Source organism: Pseudomonas fluorescens, assembly GCF_018614655.1.
GTDB lineage: Bacteria > Pseudomonadota > Gammaproteobacteria > Pseudomonadales > Pseudomonadaceae > Aquipseudomonas > Aquipseudomonas fluorescens_BX.
In genome coordinates, this window is sequence record NZ_JAGGOG010000003.1 from 360,865 (window position 1) to 380,630 (window position 19,766).

The 19,766-nt window shown below is 60.5% G+C and carries 21 protein-coding genes and 1 pseudogene; 11 read left to right on the forward strand and 11 right to left on the reverse strand.

The genetic code is table 11. The features are described 5' to 3' along the window. Positions 1 to 132: 132 nt before the first annotated feature. From J7E41_RS04315 to J7E41_RS04350, 8 genes and pseudogenes are all read left to right on the forward strand, one after another. On the forward strand, positions 133 to 336 hold the full coding sequence (locus J7E41_RS04315; RefSeq protein WP_214990384.1) for a hypothetical protein: 204 nt from the start codon (positions 133 to 135) through the stop codon (positions 334 to 336). Further along, positions 302 to 2,116 (forward strand): annotated as a pseudogene (locus J7E41_RS04320) (RHS repeat-associated core domain-containing protein); the annotation flags it as partial. The gene J7E41_RS04315 and the pseudogene J7E41_RS04320, both read left to right, overlap by 35 nt. Then, on the forward strand, positions 2,113 to 2,565 hold the full coding sequence (locus J7E41_RS04325) for a hypothetical protein (protein ID WP_214990388.1): 453 nt from the start codon (positions 2,113 to 2,115) through the stop codon (positions 2,563 to 2,565). The pseudogene J7E41_RS04320 and the gene J7E41_RS04325, both read left to right, overlap by 4 nt. A 45-nt stretch (positions 2,566 to 2,610) precedes the next feature. Continuing rightward, the gene (locus tag J7E41_RS04330) at positions 2,611 to 3,750 is read left to right on the forward strand and encodes a Fic family protein (protein ID WP_214990390.1); all 1,140 of its coding nucleotides are present in this window, start codon (positions 2,611 to 2,613) and stop codon (positions 3,748 to 3,750) included. Positions 3,751 to 3,840: 90 nt separating this feature from the next. After that, positions 3,841 to 4,083 (forward strand): exodeoxyribonuclease VII small subunit, encoded by a 243-nt coding sequence (locus J7E41_RS04335; RefSeq protein WP_003194556.1) that lies wholly within the window; start codon positions 3,841 to 3,843, stop codon positions 4,081 to 4,083. Continuing rightward, entirely contained in the window at positions 4,080 to 4,967 is an 888-nt protein-coding gene (ispA, locus tag J7E41_RS04340; protein WP_214990392.1) for a (2E,6E)-farnesyl diphosphate synthase, read from the forward strand. Before J7E41_RS04335 ends, ispA begins: the two co-directional genes overlap by 4 nt. A 110-nt stretch (positions 4,968 to 5,077) precedes the next feature. Further along, positions 5,078 to 6,976, forward strand: coding sequence for a 1-deoxy-D-xylulose-5-phosphate synthase (gene dxs / locus J7E41_RS04345; protein WP_214990394.1), 1,899 nt, complete (start codon positions 5,078 to 5,080; stop codon positions 6,974 to 6,976). 262 nt (positions 6,977 to 7,238) lie between these two features. After that, on the forward strand, positions 7,239 to 9,131 hold the full coding sequence (locus J7E41_RS04350) for a TonB-dependent receptor domain-containing protein (protein ID WP_214990396.1): 1,893 nt from the start codon (positions 7,239 to 7,241) through the stop codon (positions 9,129 to 9,131). 118 nt (positions 9,132 to 9,249) lie between these two features. On the opposite strand, the gene J7E41_RS04355 is transcribed toward J7E41_RS04350, so the two are convergent. The 11 genes from J7E41_RS04355 to nrdR form a co-directional block, all read right to left on the reverse strand. After that, positions 9,250 to 10,047, reverse strand: coding sequence for a cobalamin-binding protein (locus tag J7E41_RS04355; protein ID WP_214990398.1), 798 nt, complete (start codon positions 10,045 to 10,047; stop codon positions 9,250 to 9,252). Beyond that, entirely contained in the window at positions 10,047 to 10,466 is a 420-nt protein-coding gene (locus tag J7E41_RS04360; RefSeq protein WP_214990400.1) for an MFS transporter, read from the reverse strand. Before J7E41_RS04360 ends, J7E41_RS04355 begins: the two co-directional genes overlap by 1 nt. Then, positions 10,463 to 11,080, reverse strand: coding sequence for a GTP cyclohydrolase II (gene ribA / locus J7E41_RS04365; protein ID WP_169356587.1), 618 nt, complete (start codon positions 11,078 to 11,080; stop codon positions 10,463 to 10,465). The genes J7E41_RS04360 and ribA overlap by 4 nt, the downstream gene beginning before the upstream one ends. A gap of 129 nt (positions 11,081 to 11,209) precedes the next feature. Beyond that, on the reverse strand, positions 11,210 to 11,938 hold the full coding sequence (locus tag J7E41_RS04370; protein ID WP_214990401.1) for a substrate-binding periplasmic protein: 729 nt from the start codon (positions 11,936 to 11,938) through the stop codon (positions 11,210 to 11,212). Between the two features lie 119 nt (positions 11,939 to 12,057). Then, positions 12,058 to 13,023, reverse strand: coding sequence for a thiamine-phosphate kinase (thiL, locus tag J7E41_RS04375; protein WP_214990403.1), 966 nt, complete (start codon positions 13,021 to 13,023; stop codon positions 12,058 to 12,060). Positions 13,024 to 13,041: 18 nt separating this feature from the next. Beyond that, the gene (gene nusB, locus J7E41_RS04380; RefSeq protein ID WP_214990405.1) at positions 13,042 to 13,542 is read right to left on the reverse strand and encodes a transcription antitermination factor NusB; all 501 of its coding nucleotides are present in this window, start codon (positions 13,540 to 13,542) and stop codon (positions 13,042 to 13,044) included. Further along, positions 13,539 to 14,015 (reverse strand): 6,7-dimethyl-8-ribityllumazine synthase, encoded by a 477-nt coding sequence (gene ribH, locus J7E41_RS04385; RefSeq protein ID WP_003209986.1) that lies wholly within the window; start codon positions 14,013 to 14,015, stop codon positions 13,539 to 13,541. The genes nusB and ribH overlap by 4 nt, the downstream gene beginning before the upstream one ends. Before the next feature lie 90 nt (positions 14,016 to 14,105). Continuing rightward, entirely contained in the window at positions 14,106 to 15,197 is a 1,092-nt protein-coding gene (gene ribBA, locus J7E41_RS04390) for a bifunctional 3,4-dihydroxy-2-butanone-4-phosphate synthase/GTP cyclohydrolase II (RefSeq protein WP_169356592.1), read from the reverse strand. Positions 15,198 to 15,213: 16 nt separating this feature from the next. Next, positions 15,214 to 15,876, reverse strand: coding sequence for a riboflavin synthase (locus J7E41_RS04395; protein ID WP_214990407.1), 663 nt, complete (start codon positions 15,874 to 15,876; stop codon positions 15,214 to 15,216). 46 nt (positions 15,877 to 15,922) lie between these two features. Continuing rightward, entirely contained in the window at positions 15,923 to 17,059 is a 1,137-nt protein-coding gene (gene ribD, locus J7E41_RS04400; RefSeq protein ID WP_214990409.1) for a bifunctional diaminohydroxyphosphoribosylaminopyrimidine deaminase/5-amino-6-(5-phosphoribosylamino)uracil reductase RibD, read from the reverse strand. After that, positions 17,056 to 17,526: a transcriptional regulator NrdR gene (gene nrdR / locus J7E41_RS04405; protein WP_003209990.1), complete on the reverse strand. Its 471-nt coding sequence runs from the start codon at positions 17,524 to 17,526 to the stop codon at positions 17,056 to 17,058. The genes ribD and nrdR overlap by 4 nt, the downstream gene beginning before the upstream one ends. Before the next feature lie 140 nt (positions 17,527 to 17,666). Between nrdR and J7E41_RS04410 the strand changes: the two genes are divergently transcribed. From J7E41_RS04410 to trxA, 3 genes are all read left to right on the forward strand, one after another. Next, on the forward strand, positions 17,667 to 18,122 hold the full coding sequence (locus tag J7E41_RS04410; protein ID WP_214990410.1) for a YbaY family lipoprotein: 456 nt from the start codon (positions 17,667 to 17,669) through the stop codon (positions 18,120 to 18,122). Beyond that, positions 18,119 to 18,778 carry a class I SAM-dependent methyltransferase gene (locus tag J7E41_RS04415; protein ID WP_214990412.1) on the forward strand — a complete coding sequence of 220 codons (660 nt, stop codon included), beginning with the start codon at positions 18,119 to 18,121 and terminating at the stop codon, positions 18,776 to 18,778. Before J7E41_RS04410 ends, J7E41_RS04415 begins: the two co-directional genes overlap by 4 nt. A 114-nt stretch (positions 18,779 to 18,892) precedes the next feature. Beyond that, on the forward strand, positions 18,893 to 19,765 hold the full coding sequence (gene trxA, locus J7E41_RS04420; RefSeq protein ID WP_214990414.1) for a thioredoxin: 873 nt from the start codon (positions 18,893 to 18,895) through the stop codon (positions 19,763 to 19,765). Position 19,766: the final 1 nt, after the last annotated feature.

The following is a 19,766-nucleotide window of genomic DNA, read 5'->3' on the forward strand; positions in this document are numbered from 1 at the left end:
AGCCATGGACGGCGATTTGATGCGGAAAAAAACGCCCTTCAAGTAAGCCCAATCTGATTTTCCGGACCACTGGTCCCACCCCTCTTTTGCTGCTGCAGACTCCGACGCCTCCTTCCTGCAGAGACGTCATGGATGACTGCTTCATCGTCGCACATCATTTTTATCGAACATGAGCTGGATGGCTTTCATCAGAGCCTGGCGGTCTATCGCCAGCAGGTGGGGGCCTGGTATTCCCAGGCGCTGGACAAGGTCAGCCATGCAGCGGATTTACCGTCGTTATTGGGGATGGATCGGGTGCTGCTACAACCCCTACGGAAAAATCACCGCCGAACGTGACGAACTGGGCCGCGTGACGCGTTATGAGTACGCCGACGGATTGCACCTGATCAGCCGTCGGATCAATCCGGACGGCACGCAGCTCAAGTACCGCTACAACAACACGCGGTTACTGCTGACCGAGATCGAAAACGAGGTCGGTGAGACCTACCAGCTCGCCTATCACGCCAATGGCCTGATCCAACAGGAGACTGGCTTTGATGGTCGGCGCACCGCTTACACCTACGACCTCAACGGCCATTTGCTGGAAAAGACCGAATACGGCGATGACGACAGTCAGTTAGTCACCGGCTACGAGCGAGACTACGCCGGGCGCCTTGTCCGAAAAAACCTGCCCGACGGCAGCGCTGTCGATTACACCTACGACCGCCTCGGCAATCTCCTCAGCGTCGACGACGGTCACTGGGCCCTCAGCTACGAATACGATCTTCAGAACCGCCTCACCGCAGAGCATCAGGGCTGGGGCACGCTGCGTTATGGCTACGACCACTGCGGCCAGCTCAAACACCTGCGCCTGCCCGACAACAATCGCCTGGCCTTTCAGCACGACAAAGGCGGCCACCTCGCTACCGTCGAACTCAATGGCAAAACACTCACCTCACACCTGTTCAAATCAGGCCGCGAACACCAGCGCCAACAAGGCCAACTGCTCAGCCATTACCACTACGATGATCAAGGCCGCCTGCACGCTCATGCCTTAACCCAACAAGAACACCACCACTACCGTCGCCAGTACGACTACGACAAGCGCGGCAACCTGATCCGCGAGCGGCGTGGGCGTGCGCAGCAACTGGTCACCGAATATCGCTACGACTGCCAGCATCGGCTGATCGGCATCACCCAACCGGATGGCCGACAAGCCAGTTACCGCTACGACCCGTTTGGTCGGCGCATCAGCAAAACCGTCGATGAGAAAACCACCGAGTTCTTCTGGCAAGGCGACACGCTGATCGCCGAACACAGCGCCGGGCAGCACCGCAGCTACGTCTACGAACCGGACAGCTTTAGACCGCTAGTACTGCTGGAAGGCTTTGGGCCGGACAACGTAAAAGCCTTCCACTACCAACTTGATCACCTTGGCACACCTCAGGAACTGACAAACCCCGACGGCGAAATCGTCTGGTCTGCGCATTACCGAGCGTACGGCCAAATCGCCCGGCTCGATATCAACACCGTCACCAACCCGTTGCGTTTCCAGGGCCAGTATTTCGACCAGGAAAGCGGGCTGCACTACAACCGCCATCGCTACTACAATCCGGACAACGGCCGCTACCTGACCCCCGACCCGGTAAAACTGGCGGGTGGACTGAACGGATACCAATACGTGCCCAACCCGACGGGGTGGGTGGATCCGTTGGGGCTCGCGTGCATTCGTTCAGACTGCCCCCAACCGGTGGCCGGAGGAACATGGAAATTCAACTCTGATGTGGATATTGACTGGAGAAAAGAAAAAGGTGACTCCTACCAGCAAATGAACAAAGGATTGGGTGAGGCCTTTCGAAGGGCTGGCGCACCAAAGGATGGTTACACCGTAACCAAATGGGGAAAGGATCAGTATGGAAAATCATTCCCCACCGAGTGGCGTGTACTGACCGGCCCGAGGAAAGGTGCAGAAGTGAATATCGATAATCCACAACTCGTTCCCAGCACAGATGGCCCAAGCTCGCCCCATATTGGCTATCAGACATCTGGAAAAAGAGGTGATGGTGGAGCAAAAAGAGGCCATATATTGCTTGAGCTACTTCCGGTTAGCCGTTCCAAAATTGGCGTAACACAATGAGCTACTTAGAAAGCGAGATAGACGAAGCCTTATTAGCCCTCGAAGTCGAGGGTAGGAAGCTTTCCTCGATTGAGCTGAGCCTGCTGATAAGCAACCTCAGCCAGAAGTTCTTTAATGCAAAAATGAATGTGCTCGACCCAAACTATCTAAACATTAAGAGTACAGAGCACAATCCAATTTTCTGGAAAGAGGTACAAGATAAGATATGTGGCAATAGACTAATTTTTATTGTTTGTGACACAGAACAAAGAGCATGGGAAATAGACAACTCGCAGAGCCTTGCTCGTATCTTGTCTGAAACTACTGGGTACCCCTTCTGGGTGACCGACCATGCACTCAGTTTTCTAGTACATATGGATGATCATGACTGTGTGAGTTGGGCCTGCGCAGTTGTTCGGTCGAAACTGGACCTTGAGCCGATTAGCCCCCATAATCGGCTCACAAAATGAGCCGAATAATCTCTCTATTCGGCTCACGCACCCCGAGCGCTCACCATGAACGACCCTCGCTGGATCTGGCAACAACCCGACTGGCCACACTTCCACTGGCAACCCGAGCGTCTGGCGCCCATGTTGCGCGAATGTGCCCAGGCGCAGGGCAAGCTGCTGGGTATGTCTGGCTCGGTCAGTAATGCAGCCAGCATTCAGAATGAGCTAGACGCAATGTTGCAAAACATCCTGACGTCCTCAGCCATCGAAGGCGAGCAGTTGAATGTCGGTTCGGTACGTTCATCCCTGGCCAAGCGGCTCGGCCTGAAGCCATTAGAAGACGGTCCCGTAAGTCGGCGCAGCGAAGGCCTGGCTGAATTGATGATGGATGCGACTCAACAATTCGCCCAACCCTTTACCCTTGCCCGTTTATTGAATTGGCATCAATGGTTATTTCCTGCACAGGAAGCAGGCTTTTCCACACGCGCCGTGAATGTGGGTGCGCTACGGGGTGATGAGCCAATGCAGGTGGTATCAGGTCGAATTGATCAACCAACGGTACACTTCGAAGCGCCGCCTCGGCAGGGGCTGGAGCACGCGCTGGATGACTTTCTTGAATGGTTTGAAGCCAGCCGAAACCAGCCGGAGCTTGACCCATTAGTACGCGCAGGCCTGGCACATTTCTGGTTCGTCACGCTGCATCCCTTTGATGATGGCAACGGTCGTCTGACCCGGGCGATTACTGACCTGGCGCTTGCTCAGGCAGAGCATCAAGCCATTCGTTTTTATGCCATGTCCGCGAGCATCCTGGAGGACCGTGCCGGTTATTACCGAGCACTGGAAACCAGTCAAAAAGCCACGTTGGATGTGACCAATTGGCTTGAGTGGTTCCTGCAAACCCTGTTGCGCAGCCTGCAGCAAGCCATGGCGCGAATTGATCGGGTGTTGGTCAAGGCCCGTTTCTGGCAACAGCATCGTGACCTGGCGCTGTCTGCCGAGCAGATCAAAGTCTTGAATCGCTTGCTCGACGGCGGTGACAGAGGGTTTGAGAATGGCATCAGCGCTGCCCAGTATCAGGCGGTCGCGAAAGTATCCAAGGCCACAGCGACTCGCCACTTGGCCGATCTTTTGGAACGAAACTGCCTGGTTCGACTGCCCGGAGGGGGTCGCAGTACGCGCTATCAAATCAATCAGGAGGAGGAGTGACACCCCCCGCGCAAAACACTCCCCTCATTTGCCCCAATCCCCCCTATCTGCTAGTGTCGCGCCGGTTTACCGTCAACCGGAATAGCCGCCATGGCCCGCAAAAAAGTTGCACTCGATTTCGAACAATCCCTCGCTGACCTGCAAGCGCTGGTGGAGCGTCTGGAGAACGGCGAGTTGTCGCTGGAAGACTCGTTGACGGCATTCGAGCAAGGCATTGGCCTGACCCGTGACTGCCAGAGCGCGTTGGCGCAGGCTGAGCAGAAGGTTCAGGTGTTGCTGGAGCGTGACGGGGAGTTGGCCGAAGAACCTTTCGATGCGGAACAACCTGAATGATCAGTGCCTATCAGGCCAGCAGCCAGGCCCGGGTCAATGCCGCGCTGGAAACCCTGTTCGCGGCACCAAGCCCTGAGCTGAACCGCCTCTATGACGCGATGCGCTACAGCGTGATGAACGGCGGCAAGCGCGTGCGGCCGTTGCTCGCGTACGCAGCCTGCGAGGCTTTGGGCGCTCCGGCGGAGCAAGCCAACGGTGCGGCATGTGCGGTGGAACTGATTCACGCGTATTCCCTGGTGCATGACGATTTACCGGCGATGGACGACGATGATCTGCGTCGCGGCCAGCCTACAACGCATAAAGCCTTCGATGAAGCTTGCGCGATCCTTGCCGGTGACGGCCTGCAAAGTCTGGCGTTCAGCGCGTTGCTGGATCCACAACTGAGTGGTGCAAGTGCCGAGATCCGTTTGCGTATGGTCACCGCCCTGGCATTGGCTGCCGGCCCTGCCGGCATGGTGGGCGGTCAGGCGATCGACTTGGGCTCTGTAGGCCTGAAGCTCGATCAAAAAGCCCTCGAATACATGCATCGCCACAAGACCGGCGCGCTGATCGAAGCGGCCGTGCAGCTCGGTGCCTTGGCCAGCGGCCGTGCCGACGCTGTGCAGTTAGCAGCGCTGCAGGCTTATGCGCAGGCCATCGGCCTGGCGTTTCAGGTCCAGGACGACATTCTCGACGTCGAAAGTGATACCGCGACCCTCGGTAAACGCCAAGGTGCCGATATCGCGCGGGACAAACCGACTTATCCTTCACTGCTCGGGCTTGAAGCGGCCAAGGCCTACGCCGTCGAGCTACGTGATCAGGCGTTGCACGCCCTGCGACCTTTCGACGCGGCAGCCGAGCCATTGCGTGACCTGGCGCGGTATATCGTCGAACGCCGTCACTGATATCACCGGCTGTTTGCACCGCATATCGGCCAACTTCAGTGCACTGCGTGGGCAGCTTGCGATGCTTGAGGTAAACTGCCGCCTCTTCTATACCTATAACGATTCGCCTGATGCCCACGACGTTTCAAGAGATTCCCCGCAAGCGCCCGTCCACGCCCCTGCTCGACCGTGCTGATACGCCGGCCGGCCTGCGCCGTCTGGGTGAAGCCGAGCTGGAAACCCTGGCCGATGAGTTGCGCCTGGAATTGCTCTACACGGTCGGCCAGACCGGTGGGCATTTCGGTGCCGGCCTGGGCGTCATCGAGCTGACCATTGCGTTGCATTACGTCTTCGACACCCCGGACGACCGGCTGGTGTGGGACGTGGGTCATCAGGCGTATCCGCACAAGATCCTCACCGGTCGTCGCGAGCGCATGGCTACCCTGCGCCAGAAGGACGGCATCGCCGCCTTCCCGCGTCGCTCCGAGAGCGAGTACGACACCTTTGGCGTCGGCCACTCCAGCACCTCCATCAGTGCAGCCCTGGGCATGGCGATTGCCGCCCGTCTGCAAAACAGCGATCGCAAGGCGATTGCGGTGATCGGTGATGGCGCGCTGACGGCGGGCATGGCTTTTGAGGCGCTGAACCATGCGCCGGAAGTCAATGCCAACATGTTGGTGATCCTCAACGACAACGACATGTCGATCTCGCGCAACGTCGGCGGGCTGTCCAACTACCTGGCGAAAATCCTGTCCAGCCGTACCTACGCCAGCATGCGCGAAGGCAGCAAGAAAGTGCTGTCGCGTCTGCCCGGCGCGTGGGAAATCGCCCGTCGTACTGAAGAATATGCCAAGGGCATGCTGGTCCCCGGCACCCTGTTCGAAGAGCTGGGCTGGAACTACATCGGCCCGATCGACGGCCATGACCTGCCGACCCTGATCGCCACCCTGCGCAATATGCGTGACCTCAAGGGCCCGCAGTTCCTGCACATCGTCACCAAAAAAGGCAAAGGCTTCGCCCCGGCGGAAGTCGACCCGATTGGTTACCACGCCATTACCAAGCTTGAACCGGTGGACGCCCCCGCCGCTGCGCCGGAGAAAGCCAGCGGGCCGAAGTACTCCGGTGTGTTCGGCGAATGGCTGTGCGACATGGCCGCCGCTGACCCGCGCCTGGTGGGCATCACGCCGGCGATGAAGGAAGGCTCCGACCTGGTGGCGTTCAGCGAACGCTTCCCGCTGCGCTATTTCGACGTAGCCATTGCCGAGCAACACGCGGTGACCTTCGCCGCCGGCATGGCCTGCGAAGGCGCTAAACCGGTGGTGGCGATTTACTCCACTTTCCTGCAGCGCGGTTACGATCAACTGATTCATGACGTGGCGGTGCAGAACCTTGACGTCCTGTTCGCTATCGACCGTGCCGGTTTGGTGGGCGAAGACGGCCCGACCCACGCCGGCAGTTTCGATTTGTCCTTCTTGCGCTGCATCCCTGGCATGCTGGTGATGACGCCGAGCGACGAAAACGAGTTGCGCAAGATGCTCAGCACCGGCCACCTGTACAACGGCCCGGCAGCGGTGCGCTACCCGCGCGGCACTGGCCCGAATGCGGTGATCGAGAAAGACCTGGAACCGATCGAGATTGGTAAGGGCATCGTCCGCCGCCAAGGCAGCAAGGTTGCTTTGCTGGTATTCGGTGTACAACTGGCCGAAGCCTTGAAAGTCGCCGAAAAAATCGACGCCACCGTGGTGGATATGCGTTTCGTCAAACCATTGGACGAAGCCCTGGTGCGCGAGATTGCCGACCGCCATGAGCTGCTGGTGACTATCGAAGAAAACGCCATCATGGGCGGTGCCGGTGCGGCGGTCAGTGAGTTCCTGGCGCGGGAGAATATCCTCCAGTCGGTGCTGCACCTGGGCTTGCCGGATGTGTATGTCGAACACGCCAAGCCGGCGCAGATGCTGGCGGAGTGTGGGCTGGATGAAGCGGGGATTGAAGCTTCGGTTCGCCAGCGTATGGCACTGCTGGGGCTGTAGCTCAGACGCCCAAAAAAGCGGATCAAATGTGGGTGTATCTACAAAATTGCGCCACGGTCTGATTTCTGTAGCCGCTGCCGAGGCACGAGGCTGCGATGGGTTTGGTGCGGCATTCCGACGTAGCGACCCTAGGGGCGGCCCTGCGGTCCGCATCGCAGCCTCGTGCCTCGGCAGCGGCTACAGAGTTTTCGGGAAGCCTGCATCGCAGGCAAGCCCGCTCCCACATTGACTTTGTATTGTTCTTGAATGCTATGGAAAGCCCATGAGCCGCCTTCGCTTCGCCCTGCCCCTCCTGCTGCTACCCGCCACCGACCTGCTCGCCGACAGTTTTGAGCGCGACGACGCCCTGAAGCTGCCCGACGTGGTGATCAGTGCTAACCGCCAGGTTCAGGCACGCAATGACAGCAGCGCGGCTAACACCGTATTCACCCGTGATGACATCGACCGCTTGCAGCCCACCAGCGTGAGCGACCTACTCAGCCGGGTGCCTGGCGTACAGGTGGCACAAAGTGGCGGACGTGGCAGCCAGACTAACGTTTACATTCGCGGTACCGCGACGGCCCAAAGCCTGGTGCTGGTAGATGGCCAACGCATCAGCAGCTCCACCTCCGGCACCAGCAATCTGCAATACCTCAATATCCAGCAGATCGAGCGTGTGGAAGTGCTGCGCGGCTCACGGTCAGTGATCTACGGCAGCGATGCAATTGGCGGGGTGATTCAGATTTTCACCCGCCGTAACACCGAGGATGGCGTACAGCCCCGTGTGCATGTGGGCTTTGGCAGTAATCAAACATGGGAGCGTAGCCTGGGCTTGTCTGGTGGTGATGCGCAAACCCGCTTCAATCTCGGCGCCAGCCTTGATGATACTGCTGGCATCAATCGAACCCACACCTCCTATCCCAGCGACGGCGATCACGATGCCTATCGCAACCAGGCGATCAGTTTCAGCCTGAGCCATGCTTTCAATGACGACATTGAAGCGGGCCTGAATGTGCTCGACAACCGTGGCAAGAGCGAATTTGACAATCCGTTTGGACGCTATGACACGAACTATCAAGTTTTCCAGCAAAAGCCCTACACCCGCTTCACGGTAAGCGATGTGAGCAGCTACGTTGACGCTCGCATCAACGACGCGTGGAAATCCCGGGTAGAGGTGGGCCACAGCGAAAACCGTGAGGAAACCCTCGATAAGCTCAGCGACGACCGCAGCGTGTTCAACACCTACCGCAACTCGCTGAACTGGCAAAACGACCTGACCCTCAATGATCAGAACAGTCTGATCCTGGGCGGCGATTGGTACGAAGACCGGGTCAACAGCAGCACCACGCTCGCCGAAGACAGTCGCTGGAACCGTGCGGCGTTTATCCAGCACCGCTTTCAAGGGCAGTATTTTTCCACCGAACTGGGACTGCGCCGTGACCAGAATCAGCAGTTTGGCGGCCAGAACAGCTGGAGCGGCACCCTCACCTTGCCCCTCAATGCGGACAATGACCTGCTGTGGAGCTACAGCGAGGGTTTTCGTGCCCCGACGTTCAACGACCTCTACTACCCGAACGACAATGGCTTCAAAAACAGCAATCCGAACCTGAAACCCGAAACGTCAAAAAGCTACGAAGTGCAATGGCGCAGCCAGCTCAGCGATACCAGCCGCCTGGAAGCCTCGCTGTACCGGACCGACATCAAAGACGCGATCGTGTTCGGCAGCGACGGTCCGCAGAACGTTGCCACAGCACGTATCAACGGCTTCGAAGCCGCGCTCAAGCAAGAACTGTTCGGCTGGCAGAGCAGCCTCGCAATCGCACTGATCGATCCACGGGACCGCGACAGTGGGCACACACTGACCCGCCGAGCCAGGCGCACCTTGAGCCTGGACCTCGACCGCCAGTTCGATCAGTTTGGTTTCGGCGCCAGCTGGCAAGCGGTAAGCAGCAGCTACGACGACCCGAAGAACCAGCAACCTATCGGCGGCTATGGCTTGCTCGGACTACGGGGCAGTTGGACGCTCAATCGTGAGATCAAACTGGACATGAAGGTCGATAACCTGTTGAACAAGGACTACACCCGCGCGCTGTATCAGTATCAAGGTACGCAGTATGGCTACCGCGAAGAAGGTCGGGCGTTGATGTTTGGGGTGACCTGGACGCCGCAGCTCTAAGCTGATGGATCCGGTGCCAGGGCTGACGCCATCGCGGGCAAGCCCGGCTCCTACAGTTGATCGAGTTGCCTGGACTCATCGTGTCAGTGTGGAAGCTGGCTTGCCTGCGAAAGCGGCCTCAAAGACCCGGAGCAATCACCTGACACAACCTGGCCACCGCCTCCAGCATCTGCCCACTGGGCCGTTCCAAGCCCTTGTCCGGCACCCGTAACAAATGCCCCTGTGCCACCGCCGCCACCTGCAGCCAAGCCTTCCACGCATCCAACTGAGCCTGATCACCGGCCAGAATCACCTCGGGGTTGCGCTGTAACACCGACTCGAGACTGACCTGCGGCGCCGGCAGTTTGAGGTCATCGAACACATTACGCGCACCGCACACACTCAACGCATCGCTGATGATCTGCCCCCCGCCCACGGTGTACAGCGGCTGATTCCACACCTGATAAAACACCCGCAACGGCTCTGCTCGGTAGTAACGCTGACGTAGCCCACTTAGGCGCTGGCGCAATTGCGCAGCCAGTTGCCGGCCGGCCTCGGCACGCCCCAGTTGCTGGGCAATGGCTTCGACCTGAGTGGTCAGTTGTTCGAGGCTATGGGGCTCGGCCACGTAGACCGGGATGTTCATGCGCTGGAGCTGCTCACGCTGAGCCGGTCCGACGCTGCCGGGCCACAGCAGTATCAGGTCTGGCTTGAGACTGAGGAGTTGCTCCATGTCCAATTGGCCGTAACGCCCGACGGAGGCCACGTGCGTCAGTTGCGCAGGCCGATCACCACCATCGAGCACGCCCACCAGTAAATCGGCAGCGCCCAGTTCAACAACGATTTCAGACAGGGACGGCGCGAGACTGGCAACACGCTGCACAGCGCTGGCCGACACGCTGACGGCCAGCAGCAAAACCGCCAGCCAGGCGCGCATCAACCCAGCTGACGCGGAATGCGGTAGAGGTAGAACAGCACCAGGGTCGACAGCGCCAACAGAAACAATGGCACCGCTTCCAGGCCGACGAAGACTGCCAGTGCGCCGATCCAGGCAGGCAACGCGGCAATCAGCAACGCCATGCGCCGACGGGCCGCCAGGGTGATCCAGGCAGCCGGTTCTTCAGGGGTATCGAGGGCTTTTTGCGTACTGATCAACGCGTGTTTATAACCATTGAAATAGCGCAGGCTGACAAACATCGACGCCACACCGGCGATAAACAATGGCATGGCCAGCACCGGCAACAGCGGTTCGGTCTTGCCAAACACCAGGTTGATCACGAACAACGGCAGCAGCGCCAGGGCCAGGTACTGCCACCAGTTGACGGACAGTCGCCGCCGGACCTGGCCACGGGTCACGCCCGGTCGGCCTCGCCCTGATGTTCGTTGCCCATCATGTGATCAAGCTTGCTGGCCTTGGTGGCCAGGTAGAGTTTGTTGTGCGGGTTGTGGCCGGTGTGCAGCGGCACGCGCTCGGCGACGGTGATGCCCATGTCGGTCAAGGCTTTGACCTTGCGCGGGTTGTTGGTCATCAAACGCAGGGACTTGACGCCCAGGTGCTCGAGCATCGGCAGGCAGATGGCGTAGTCACGCTGATCGGCGGCAAAACCCAGGCGCTCGTTGGCTTCGACGGTGTCGGCGCCGCCGTCTTGCAGCTCGTAGGCGCGAATCTTGTTCAACAGGCCAATGCCACGGCCTTCCTGGCGCAAATACAGCAACACGCCACGGCCTTCGCGGGCGATGGCCTGCATCGCGGCTTCCAGTTGCGAACCGCAGTCGCAACGCTGGCTGAACAAGGCGTCGCCGGTCAGGCATTCGGAGTGCAAGCGGCCGAGTACTGGGGCGCCGTCGGCCACATCACCCAGGCTGAGGACGACGTGTTCGCGCCCGGTGGCTTCTTCAAGAAAACCGTGCATGGTGAACTGGGCAAAGGGGGTAGGCAGCTTGGAAGCGGCGACGAAAACGACGGGCACCGTGTGCTCCTGATTTCAAATTACACAGAGGCGTGCATTGTAACAGCACGTTCCTACAGACGCTTAAGCTGAATTATCGCTGATAAAGATCAATACGTTTGATTGGCCTTTGTCCTGGTTCTATGGGCCTCAGAACGGATACGGCTGGTTCCATCGCTCAAAAATAGGCTTCAACTCGCCATTTTTCACCAAGACCTCCATGCGCAAGTCAAACAGCGTGCGAAGCGCTTGACCCCGTCGGTTGTCGGCAAACCCGAGGAATAAAGGCAGCTCGGCGATGTGGGTGAGTTTGAACAGTGAGGGGTCAGGCGCCTGAACCAGGAGGAAGTTCGCCTCGGTCAGGGCGTCGATATAAAAGTCGGCACGCCCGTATTGCAGCATCGACAGAATGCCATTGCGACGCTCGATCTGCTTGAAGGTGTGGATGTTGGGCAAGTACTCGTTGTACTTATAGCCCCGCACCCAGGCCAGGCGGTAGGCGCCCAACGTGGCCAGGGTCGGTGCCGGGGTGGTCGCCAGCCCCAGCGCATAAATATGATCGGAGTCGAAGTTCCAGTGAGGGTACAACACACCTGTGGCTTCATCACGGTAGGAGCCGACCCACGCATCCACCTCGCCCCGCTGGGCCAGACCGACCGAACGCGTGTACGGTTCGGTACGCGCCTGAACCTTGACCCCCAGCGGCTCGAAGATGTGTCGCAACACATCCCAGGCCAGACCGCTGCCGTCGGCGTTGGTGTAGTCGTTCCAGGCTTCGCTGGCCAGACGGATCTCACTTGGGACCGTCGGAATTTCATCCGCACCCACCGAAGACACCACCACACACAGCAGGATCAGCAGCCAGCGGCGAACACCCATATCGACTCCTCACGTAAAACACACACATGCCGAGCATCAGCCAATAGCCCTACATAACGCAATAAAGGGTAGCGCACCGGCGGCCCTCAGGCACCCGAGGCCTTGGGCAGGGTGATCGGTTACAGCGTCTCGCGAAAATGCTGATAACCGCGAATGGCGGGAGTGATGTCTTGCCCGGCGGCATCCAGCAGGGCCACGCCCTGCCCCGGCGCCACACGGCCGACCACATGGATCGGCCAACCGCCGGCCAGCAACGGTGCCAGCTCGGCAGGTGGCAAGGTGAAGGCCAGCACGTAGTCGTCGCCACCGCTCAAGGCCGCGTCACGAGCGCCATCGTCGCCCAGAAACGCCAGCAGCGGCGCGGACAACGGCAGTTTCTGCCGCTCGATGAGCAAACTGACCGATGAGGCCTTGGCGATATGCCCGCAATCGGCCAAAAGACCGTCGGAAATATCCAGCGCGGACGTAGCCTTCCCGCGTAAAGCCAGGCCCAAGGCCAACTGCGGTTGCGGCGACCAATAGTGGGCGAGCAGCGGCTCAGCAATAGATGCTTCGGCCCTACGTTGCCCCAGCACCAGCGGCAAGGCACCGGCAGCGTTACCCAGCTCACCGCCCACACACAGCAGGTCACCCGGCCGTGCGCCGCTACGAGTCAACGCCAACCCCGTCGGCACCCGGCCAAATACGGTCATGGTCAGGCTCAGCGGCCCACGGGTGGTGTCACCGCCCACCAGACCCACGCCACAACTCAGCGCCATCGCGTTCAAACCCTGGGCATAGCGTTGCAGCCAATCGGCATCAACCGTCGGGGTGGTCAGGGCAAGGGTAAAGGCAAGCGGATGGGCACCCATGGCCGCCAGATCGCTGACTGCCACGGCCAGCGAGCGCTGGCCGAGCAGAAACGGATCGCAGGGGTCGGCAAAATGCACGCCGGCCACCAGGGTATCGGTAGAAATCGCCAGCTGCTCCCCGGGAGGAACCGCCAGCAAGGCGCAGTCATCGCCGATCCCCAGTGCAATGCCCTCGCCGCCCTGCGCACAAGGTGCGGCGGCGAAGTATTGGCGGATCAGCTCAAACTCGCCCATCAGGGACTCAAGCGCTGATCAGCGCTTGAACGCCTTCACTTCGGCTTCGCGCAAGCGCGGGGCCAACTTGTCGAGCACGCCGTTGACGAACTTGTGACCGTCGGTGGAACCGTAGACTTTCGCCAGTTCGATCCCTTCGTTGATCACCACGCGGTACGGTACGTCGACGCGCTTGAGCAGCTCCCAGGTGGACAGGCGCAGTACGGCCAGCTCAACCGGGTCCAGCTCTTCGATAGTCAGGTCCAGGCATGGCGTCAATGCAGCGTCGATCTCGGGCAGGTTGGCCGGAACGCCGTGCAGGATGTCGTGGAAGTAGCTGGCATCGGCCAGGCTGAAATCGTTGTCGACGCGAAACTGCGCCTCGATTTCGTTCAGCGAGGTTTTCGCCATGTGGCGCTGGTACAGCGCCTGGGTCGCGAGCTGACGCGCCGCACGACGCTTTTCGCTCTTCGATGGCTTGCCGGCGTCCGCTGGGCGCGGGTCCTGGGGGTTGAACTGATCGCTGTCGTCGCTAATCACTTGGCCTCCAACTGCGCCAGCAGGCTGACCATTTCCAGGGCGGACAGGGCAGCTTCGGCACCTTTGTTACCGGCCTTGGTGCCGGAACGTTCGATGGCTTGCTCGATGGAATCAACGGTCAGTACGCCAAAGGCGACCGGCACGCCGAACTCCATGGACACTTGGGCCAGGCCCTTGGTGCATTCGCCAGCCACGTATTCGAAGTGCGGAGTACCGCCACGAATGACCGCGCCCAAGGCGATGATCGCCGCGTATTCGCCTTGTTGAGCAACTTTCTGCGCAACCAGTGGAATTTCGAAGGCGCCAGGGGCACGGATAATGGTGATGTCGCTTTCGCTCACACCGTGGCGAACCAGGGCGTCCACGGCACCGCTTACCAGGCTTTCAACCACGAAGCTGTTGAAACGGCCAACCACCAGGGCATAGCGGCCTTTGGGGGCGATGAAGGTACCTTCGATGGTCTTCAGGGTCATTCGACAAATCTCTTAAAGAGCCGGGGCGCGCTCAGTGCGCGCCCCTCAGTGATATTTGAACCGCGAACAAGGGGTAAACAACGCCGGCCTTTATTCGGAGGGCACGTATTCTACTACTTCCAGGTCGAAACCGGATATGGCATTAAATTTCATTGGTGCACTCATCAGGCGCATTTTACGCACGCCCAGGTCCCGAAGGATCTGCGAACCGGCACCGACGATGCTGTAGGTGGTCGGTTTTTTCACCGGCACGTGTTCGCCTGTTTCGCGAATATGCGCCAGCAACACGTCGCCATCCAGCGGGTGACCGAGCAGCAACACCACGCCACTGCCAGCCTCGGACACCGCAGCCATCGCGGCCCGCAGGCTCCAGCGCCCAGGCTGTTTGACCATCAACAGGTCGCGCAACGGGTCCATGTTATGCACGCGTACCAGGGTCGGCTCTTCGGCGCAGATGTTGCCCAGGGTCAGGGCCATGTGCACGTCGCCTTCCACTGAATCACGATAGGTCACCAGGTTGAACTGGCCCAGTTCGCTGTCCAACGGCTGCTCGGCAATCCGCTGAACGGTACGTTCGTGGATCATCCGGTAGTGAATCAGGTCGGCAATGGTGCCGATCTTGATGTTGTGCAGGGCCGCAAACTCTTCCAGTTCGGCACGACGGGACATGGTGCCGTCGTCGTTCATTACTTCGCAGATCACACCGCTGGGCTCGAAACCGGCCATGCGCGCCAGGTCACAAGCGGCTTCAGTGTGACCGGCGCGGGCCAGGGTGCCACCCGGCTGGGCCATCAGCGGGAAGATGTGGCCGGGGCTGACGATGTCTTCGGCCTTGGCATCTTTCGCGGCGGCCGCCTGCACGGTACGGGCACGGTCAGCGGCGGAGATGCCGGTGGTGACGCCGGTGGTGGCCTCAATGGACACGGTGAACTTGGTACCGAAACCCGAACCGTTGCGTGGCGCCATCAACGGCAGCTTGAGCAGTTCGCAGCGCTCACGGCTCATGGGCATGCAGATCAAACCACGGGCGTGCTTGGCCATGAAGTTGATGTGCTCAGGCTGGCAGCACTCGGCGGCCATAATCAGGTCGCCTTCATTCTCGCGGTCTTCGTCATCCATGAGGATGACCATCTTGCCTTGGCGGATGTCTTCAACCAGTTCTTCGATGCTGTTGAGCGCCACGCGGCACCCCCTTGGGTCAGGATTTGAGGTAGCCGTTGGCGGCTAAAAAGCTTTCGGTGATGTTCCCGGACGTTGGCTCAGCGGCCTTGTCACCCAACAACAGGCGCTCCAGGTAACGGGCCAGCAAGTCCACTTCCAGGTTCACCCGGCGACCTGGCTGGTACGACGCCATGATGGTTTCACTCAGGGTGTGGGGAATGATGGTCAGTTCAAATTCGGCGCCATTGACGGCATTCACGGTGAGGCTGGTGCCGTCGACGGTGATCGAGCCTTTGTGGGCGATGTACTTGGCCAGCTCTTTGGGCGCGCGGATACGGAATTCCACGGCACGCGCATTTTCGCTGCGGGCGACGACTTCGCCGACACCGTCGACATGACCGCTGACCAGATGCCCACCGAGGCGGGTGGTCGGGGTCAGGGCTTTTTCCAGGTTGACCGGGCTGCCGCTCTTGAGGTCATTCATCGCGGTGCAATCCAGGGTTTCCCGGCTGACATCGGCGGCAAAGCCGTTGCCAGGCAACTCGATAACAGTCAGGCACACGCCGCTGACGGCAATGCTGTCGCCCAATTTGACGTCGCTCAGGTCGAGCTTGCCGGTTTCAACCAGCAACCGCACATCGCCGCCTTTTGGGGTCATTGCACGGATGCTGCCGATGGATTCGATAATGCCGGTGAACATGGAGTCCTCCTGAAAAACAGGGCTGGCGCTCAGGCGCCGGCCGGAATTATACGCCCGATGCTGGCACAGGAATGGCAGTGACTCGCCAGTCGTCGCCTACAGCGCGCATTTCAGTGATCTTGAGTTGGGGGGCATCCGCCAATTTCTCAAGCGGCCAGTCCAGCAAAGGCCGAGCGGCCGAGCCGAGAAACTTGCCGGCGACAAAAATGACGTATTCGTCCACCAGGCCCTGCTGAGCGAAGGCACCGGCCAGACTTGGGCCAGCTTCCACCAGTACGTCGTTGACGCCACGGGCTGCCAGGGCCACTAAAGCGGAACGCAGGTCCACCTGACCGTCAACACCCGGCACCACCAGGCACTCTGGGCCGGTGGGGTATTGGTTTTCCGGGTTCACGCAGGTGATTACCAGCGCAGGGCCAGCCTTGAAGAACGGAGCGTTCAACGGCACTCGCAGGCGGCCGTCGATCAACACCCGCAGTGGCGGACGAGACATGGCCAACGCTGTGGTTTCGTCATCCAGGCCCAGTTCGGCGGCGCGTACGGTCAGGCGAGCACCGTCGGCCAGCACTGTGTCGGCGCCGGTCAGCACCACGCTGGCCTGGGCGCGCAGGCGTTGCACGGCAGCACGTGCCGCCGGGCCGGTGATCCATTGGCTTTCGCCATTGGCCATCGCGGTGCGACCGTCCAGGCTCATGGCCAACTTGACCCGCACAAACGGCAGGCCATGCTCCATACGCTTGAGAAAGCCGGGGTTGAGCGCCCGCGCTTCGTTCTCCAGCAAGCCGCTATGGATCTCGATCCCGGCCTGGGCCAAACGCTGCATGCCACGGCCGGCGACTTCCGGGTTGGGGTCCTGCATCGCCGCCACGACCCGCGCCAAACCAGCGTTCACCAGGGCATCGGCACAGGGCGGTGTGCGGCCGTGATGGCTGCACGGTTCAAGCGTCACGTAAGCCGTGGCGCCACGGGCCTTATCGCCCGCCGCACGCAAAGCATGGACTTCAGCGTGGGGCTCGCCGGCACGCACGTGCCAGCCTTCGCCAACAATCTGGCCATCACGGACAATCACGCAGCCCACCCGTGGATTGGGATGGGTGGTGTACAGGCCCTTGCGCGCCAATTCCAGGGCGCGAGCCATGTAATGGCCGTCGAGGACCGCTTGTTCTGCCGAAGGTGGGTTCATTCTTTGACCGGCTCACGGGCCAGGCGGTCGATCTCTTCGCGGAACTCATTGAGGTCCTGGAAGCGTCGATACACCGAGGCGAAACGGATATAGGCGACTTCGTCGAGCTTTTGCAGCTCGCCCATCACCAGCTCTCCAACCACCAGCGATTTGACTTCGCGCTCGCCGGTGGCCCGCAGCTTGTGCTTGATATGCACCAGTGCCGCCTCCAGCCGCTCGACACTCACCGGGCGTTTTTCCAGGGCGCGCTGCATTCCAGCGCGCAGTTTTTCTTCGTCGAAGGGTTGGCGACTGCCATCGGTCTTGATCAGACGTGGCAATACCAGTTCGGCGGTTTCGAAGGTGGTGAAACGTTCACCGCAGCCAGAGGCCAGGCATTCACGCCGGCGACGCACCTGTTCGCCCTCGGCGACCAGACGCGAGTCAATGACTTTGGTGTCGTTGGCACCGCAGAAGGGACAGTGCATGGTGGCAGGCAACAAAAAATGGGAGGGCCATGGTAGCGCATCCCCGTGGCAAGACAAGCCATAGCCTTTACGGTATATAGGCTGACTATTATGTTTCATATTTTTTAAGCCACGGATTTTCGTCCTTTCTGGAGCCGTACATGTCGCTACGACCGCTTGTCATGCTTGCTTTGTTCAGTTTCCTGGTCGCCTGCAGCAGCCATGCCCCGAAACCTGCAGCGCCCGCCCCAGCCCCTCAGCAAGAGAAAAAAATCCCCGGCGTGGAAGAATTGGGACCGCTACCCGCCTACCAGCGTGAAGTCAGCGGCACCTTGAACGGCGTGCCGGCCGGCGCGGAAGTAGAACTGGCACTCCTGGTGATCGACGACCGCAGTCGTCCGCAGCAACTGCTCGCCAGCAGTGTATTGATCGGCAACAACAAACCATTGGCCTTCCGCCTACGCTTCAACCCCGAGGCTTTTCCAGCCGGTGCGCGGGTTGAGTTGCGTGGTCGCGCCAGCCAGTCCGGCCAGTTGATCCTGCACCTGCCCGCCGTGCGTATCACCCAGGCAATCACCCAGAGCACCGGCCCCCTGCAATTCGTCAAAGCCCCATGACTCCACCGCTGGACCTGCAACGGGCCTTGAGTGAACTGATCGGCGACGCCCATCTCGTGCCCTGCCCGTTGCCGGGCACCGAGTTGTCGCTGTGGCTGCTGGACGCCGACAACATGGACCGCGCCTTCAGCCAGGAAGAAACCCGGCGCATCCTCCACGAGCCACCGTACTGGAGCTTTTGCTGGGCCAGTGGTCTGGCACTGGCGCGGTATCTGGCGGCGAATCCCGAGTGGGTCGCGGGCAAGCGGGTGCTGGATTTTGGCGCCGGCTCCGGTGTGGCCGGGATTGCAGCAGTCAAGGCGGGAGCGCTGGAGGTGGTGGCGTGCGACCTGGACCCATTGGCGCTGGCGTCCTGCCGGGCCAACGCCCAACTCAATGGTGTCGAACTGGGCTATTCAGTGGACTTTTTCGCTGAGGCGGATCGTTTTGATCTGATCCTGGTGGCGGATGTGCTGTATGACCGGGCGAACCTACCGTTGCTGGACCAGTTCCTCACTCGCGGCCGCGAAGCGTTAGTCGCAGACTCTCGCGTCAGGGATTTCCAGCACCCGGATTATCAGCGGCTGGAGATCCTCGACGCCCTGACCTTGCCGGACCTGGCCGAACCCTGGGAGTTTCGCAAGGTGAGCCTGTACCATTCCCGCCGCCCCTTGTAGCCGCTGCCGAGGCACGAGGCTGCGATGCGGGCCGCAGGACCGCCCTCGGGGGTCGCTTCGCAACCCCGTCAGCCCTTATAGTTGCCCCATCCCACGCTTTGTTCGAGATACCCCATGAGTGAGCCCACGCCGTACATCTTCGACGCCACCACTGCCACCTTCGACCAGTCGGTGATTCAGAACTCCTTCGAAAAACCCGTGCTGGTAGATTTCTGGGCCGAGTGGTGCGCGCCGTGCAAGGCGTTGATGCCAATGCTGGCGCAGATTGCCGAGAGTTATCAGGGCGAGTTGCTGCTGGCCAAGGTCGATTGCGATGCCGAGCCAGACGTGGTTGCGCGCTTTGGCATTCGCAGCCTGCCGACGGTGGTGCTGTTCAAGGACGGCGAGCCGGTGGACGGTTTTGCCGGTGCGCAGCCGGAGTCCGCCGTGCGGGCGATGCTGGAGCCGCATGTGCAAATGCCGCCGCCGGCCGCCGCTGATCCGCTGGAACAAGCCCAGGCGTTGTTTGCCGACGGTCGCATCAGCGAAGCCGAAGCCGTGCTGGTGACCTTGCTGGGCGAAGACAACACCAACGCCGCCGCGCTGATTCTCTATGCACGCTGCCTGGCCGAACGCGGTGAGTTGGACGAAGCGCAAACCGTGCTCGACGCGGTCAAAAGCGACGATCACAAGGCCGCGCTGGCCGGCGCCAAGGCGCAGATCACCTTCTTGCGCCAGGCCGCCGACCTGCCGGACGCCGCCGAGCTGAAAAGCCGTCTGGCGCAAAACCCGCAGGATGACGAGGCGGTGTATCAACTGGCCGTGCAACAACTGGCACGCCAACAATACGAAGCGGCGCTGGATGGCCTACTCAAACTGTTCATCCGCAACCGCAGTTACAGTGAAGGCTTGCCTCACAAGACGCTGCTGCAGGTGTTCGATCTGCTGGGCAATGACCACCCGCTGGTCACCGTGTATCGCCGCAAGCTGTTCGCCGCGTTGTATTGAT

What these genes read in the sequence shown, in the direction of transcription:
- trxA (WP_214990414.1), top strand. Translation starts at nt 18,893, where the DNA reads ATGAGTGAGCCCACGCCGTACATCTTCGACGCCACCACTGCCACCTTC.
- nrdR (WP_003209990.1), bottom strand. Translation starts at nt 17,526, where the DNA reads ATGCACTGTCCCTTCTGCGGTGCCAACGACACCAAAGTCATTGACTCG.
- J7E41_RS04415 (WP_214990412.1), top strand. Translation starts at nt 18,119, where the DNA reads ATGACTCCACCGCTGGACCTGCAACGGGCCTTGAGTGAACTGATCGGC.
- J7E41_RS04370 (WP_214990401.1), bottom strand. Translation starts at nt 11,938, where the DNA reads ATGGGTGTTCGCCGCTGGCTGCTGATCCTGCTGTGTGTGGTGGTGTCT.
- J7E41_RS04335 (WP_003194556.1), top strand. Translation starts at nt 3,841, where the DNA reads ATGGCCCGCAAAAAAGTTGCACTCGATTTCGAACAATCCCTCGCTGAC.
- J7E41_RS04330 (WP_214990390.1), top strand. Translation starts at nt 2,611, where the DNA reads ATGAACGACCCTCGCTGGATCTGGCAACAACCCGACTGGCCACACTTC.
- J7E41_RS04315 (WP_214990384.1), top strand. Translation starts at nt 133, where the DNA reads ATGACTGCTTCATCGTCGCACATCATTTTTATCGAACATGAGCTGGAT.
- ispA (WP_214990392.1), top strand. Translation starts at nt 4,080, where the DNA reads ATGATCAGTGCCTATCAGGCCAGCAGCCAGGCCCGGGTCAATGCCGCG.
- J7E41_RS04325 (WP_214990388.1), top strand. Translation starts at nt 2,113, where the DNA reads ATGAGCTACTTAGAAAGCGAGATAGACGAAGCCTTATTAGCCCTCGAA.
- J7E41_RS04395 (WP_214990407.1), bottom strand. Translation starts at nt 15,876, where the DNA reads ATGTTCACCGGCATTATCGAATCCATCGGCAGCATCCGTGCAATGACC.
- dxs (WP_214990394.1), top strand. Translation starts at nt 5,078, where the DNA reads ATGCCCACGACGTTTCAAGAGATTCCCCGCAAGCGCCCGTCCACGCCC.
- J7E41_RS04410 (WP_214990410.1), top strand. Translation starts at nt 17,667, where the DNA reads ATGTCGCTACGACCGCTTGTCATGCTTGCTTTGTTCAGTTTCCTGGTC.
- J7E41_RS04355 (WP_214990398.1), bottom strand. Translation starts at nt 10,047, where the DNA reads ATGCGCGCCTGGCTGGCGGTTTTGCTGCTGGCCGTCAGCGTGTCGGCC.
- ribD (WP_214990409.1), bottom strand. Translation starts at nt 17,059, where the DNA reads ATGAACCCACCTTCGGCAGAACAAGCGGTCCTCGACGGCCATTACATG.
- thiL (WP_214990403.1), bottom strand. Translation starts at nt 13,023, where the DNA reads ATGGGCGAGTTTGAGCTGATCCGCCAATACTTCGCCGCCGCACCTTGT.
- ribH (WP_003209986.1), bottom strand. Translation starts at nt 14,015, where the DNA reads ATGACCCTGAAGACCATCGAAGGTACCTTCATCGCCCCCAAAGGCCGC.
- J7E41_RS04350 (WP_214990396.1), top strand. Translation starts at nt 7,239, where the DNA reads ATGAGCCGCCTTCGCTTCGCCCTGCCCCTCCTGCTGCTACCCGCCACC.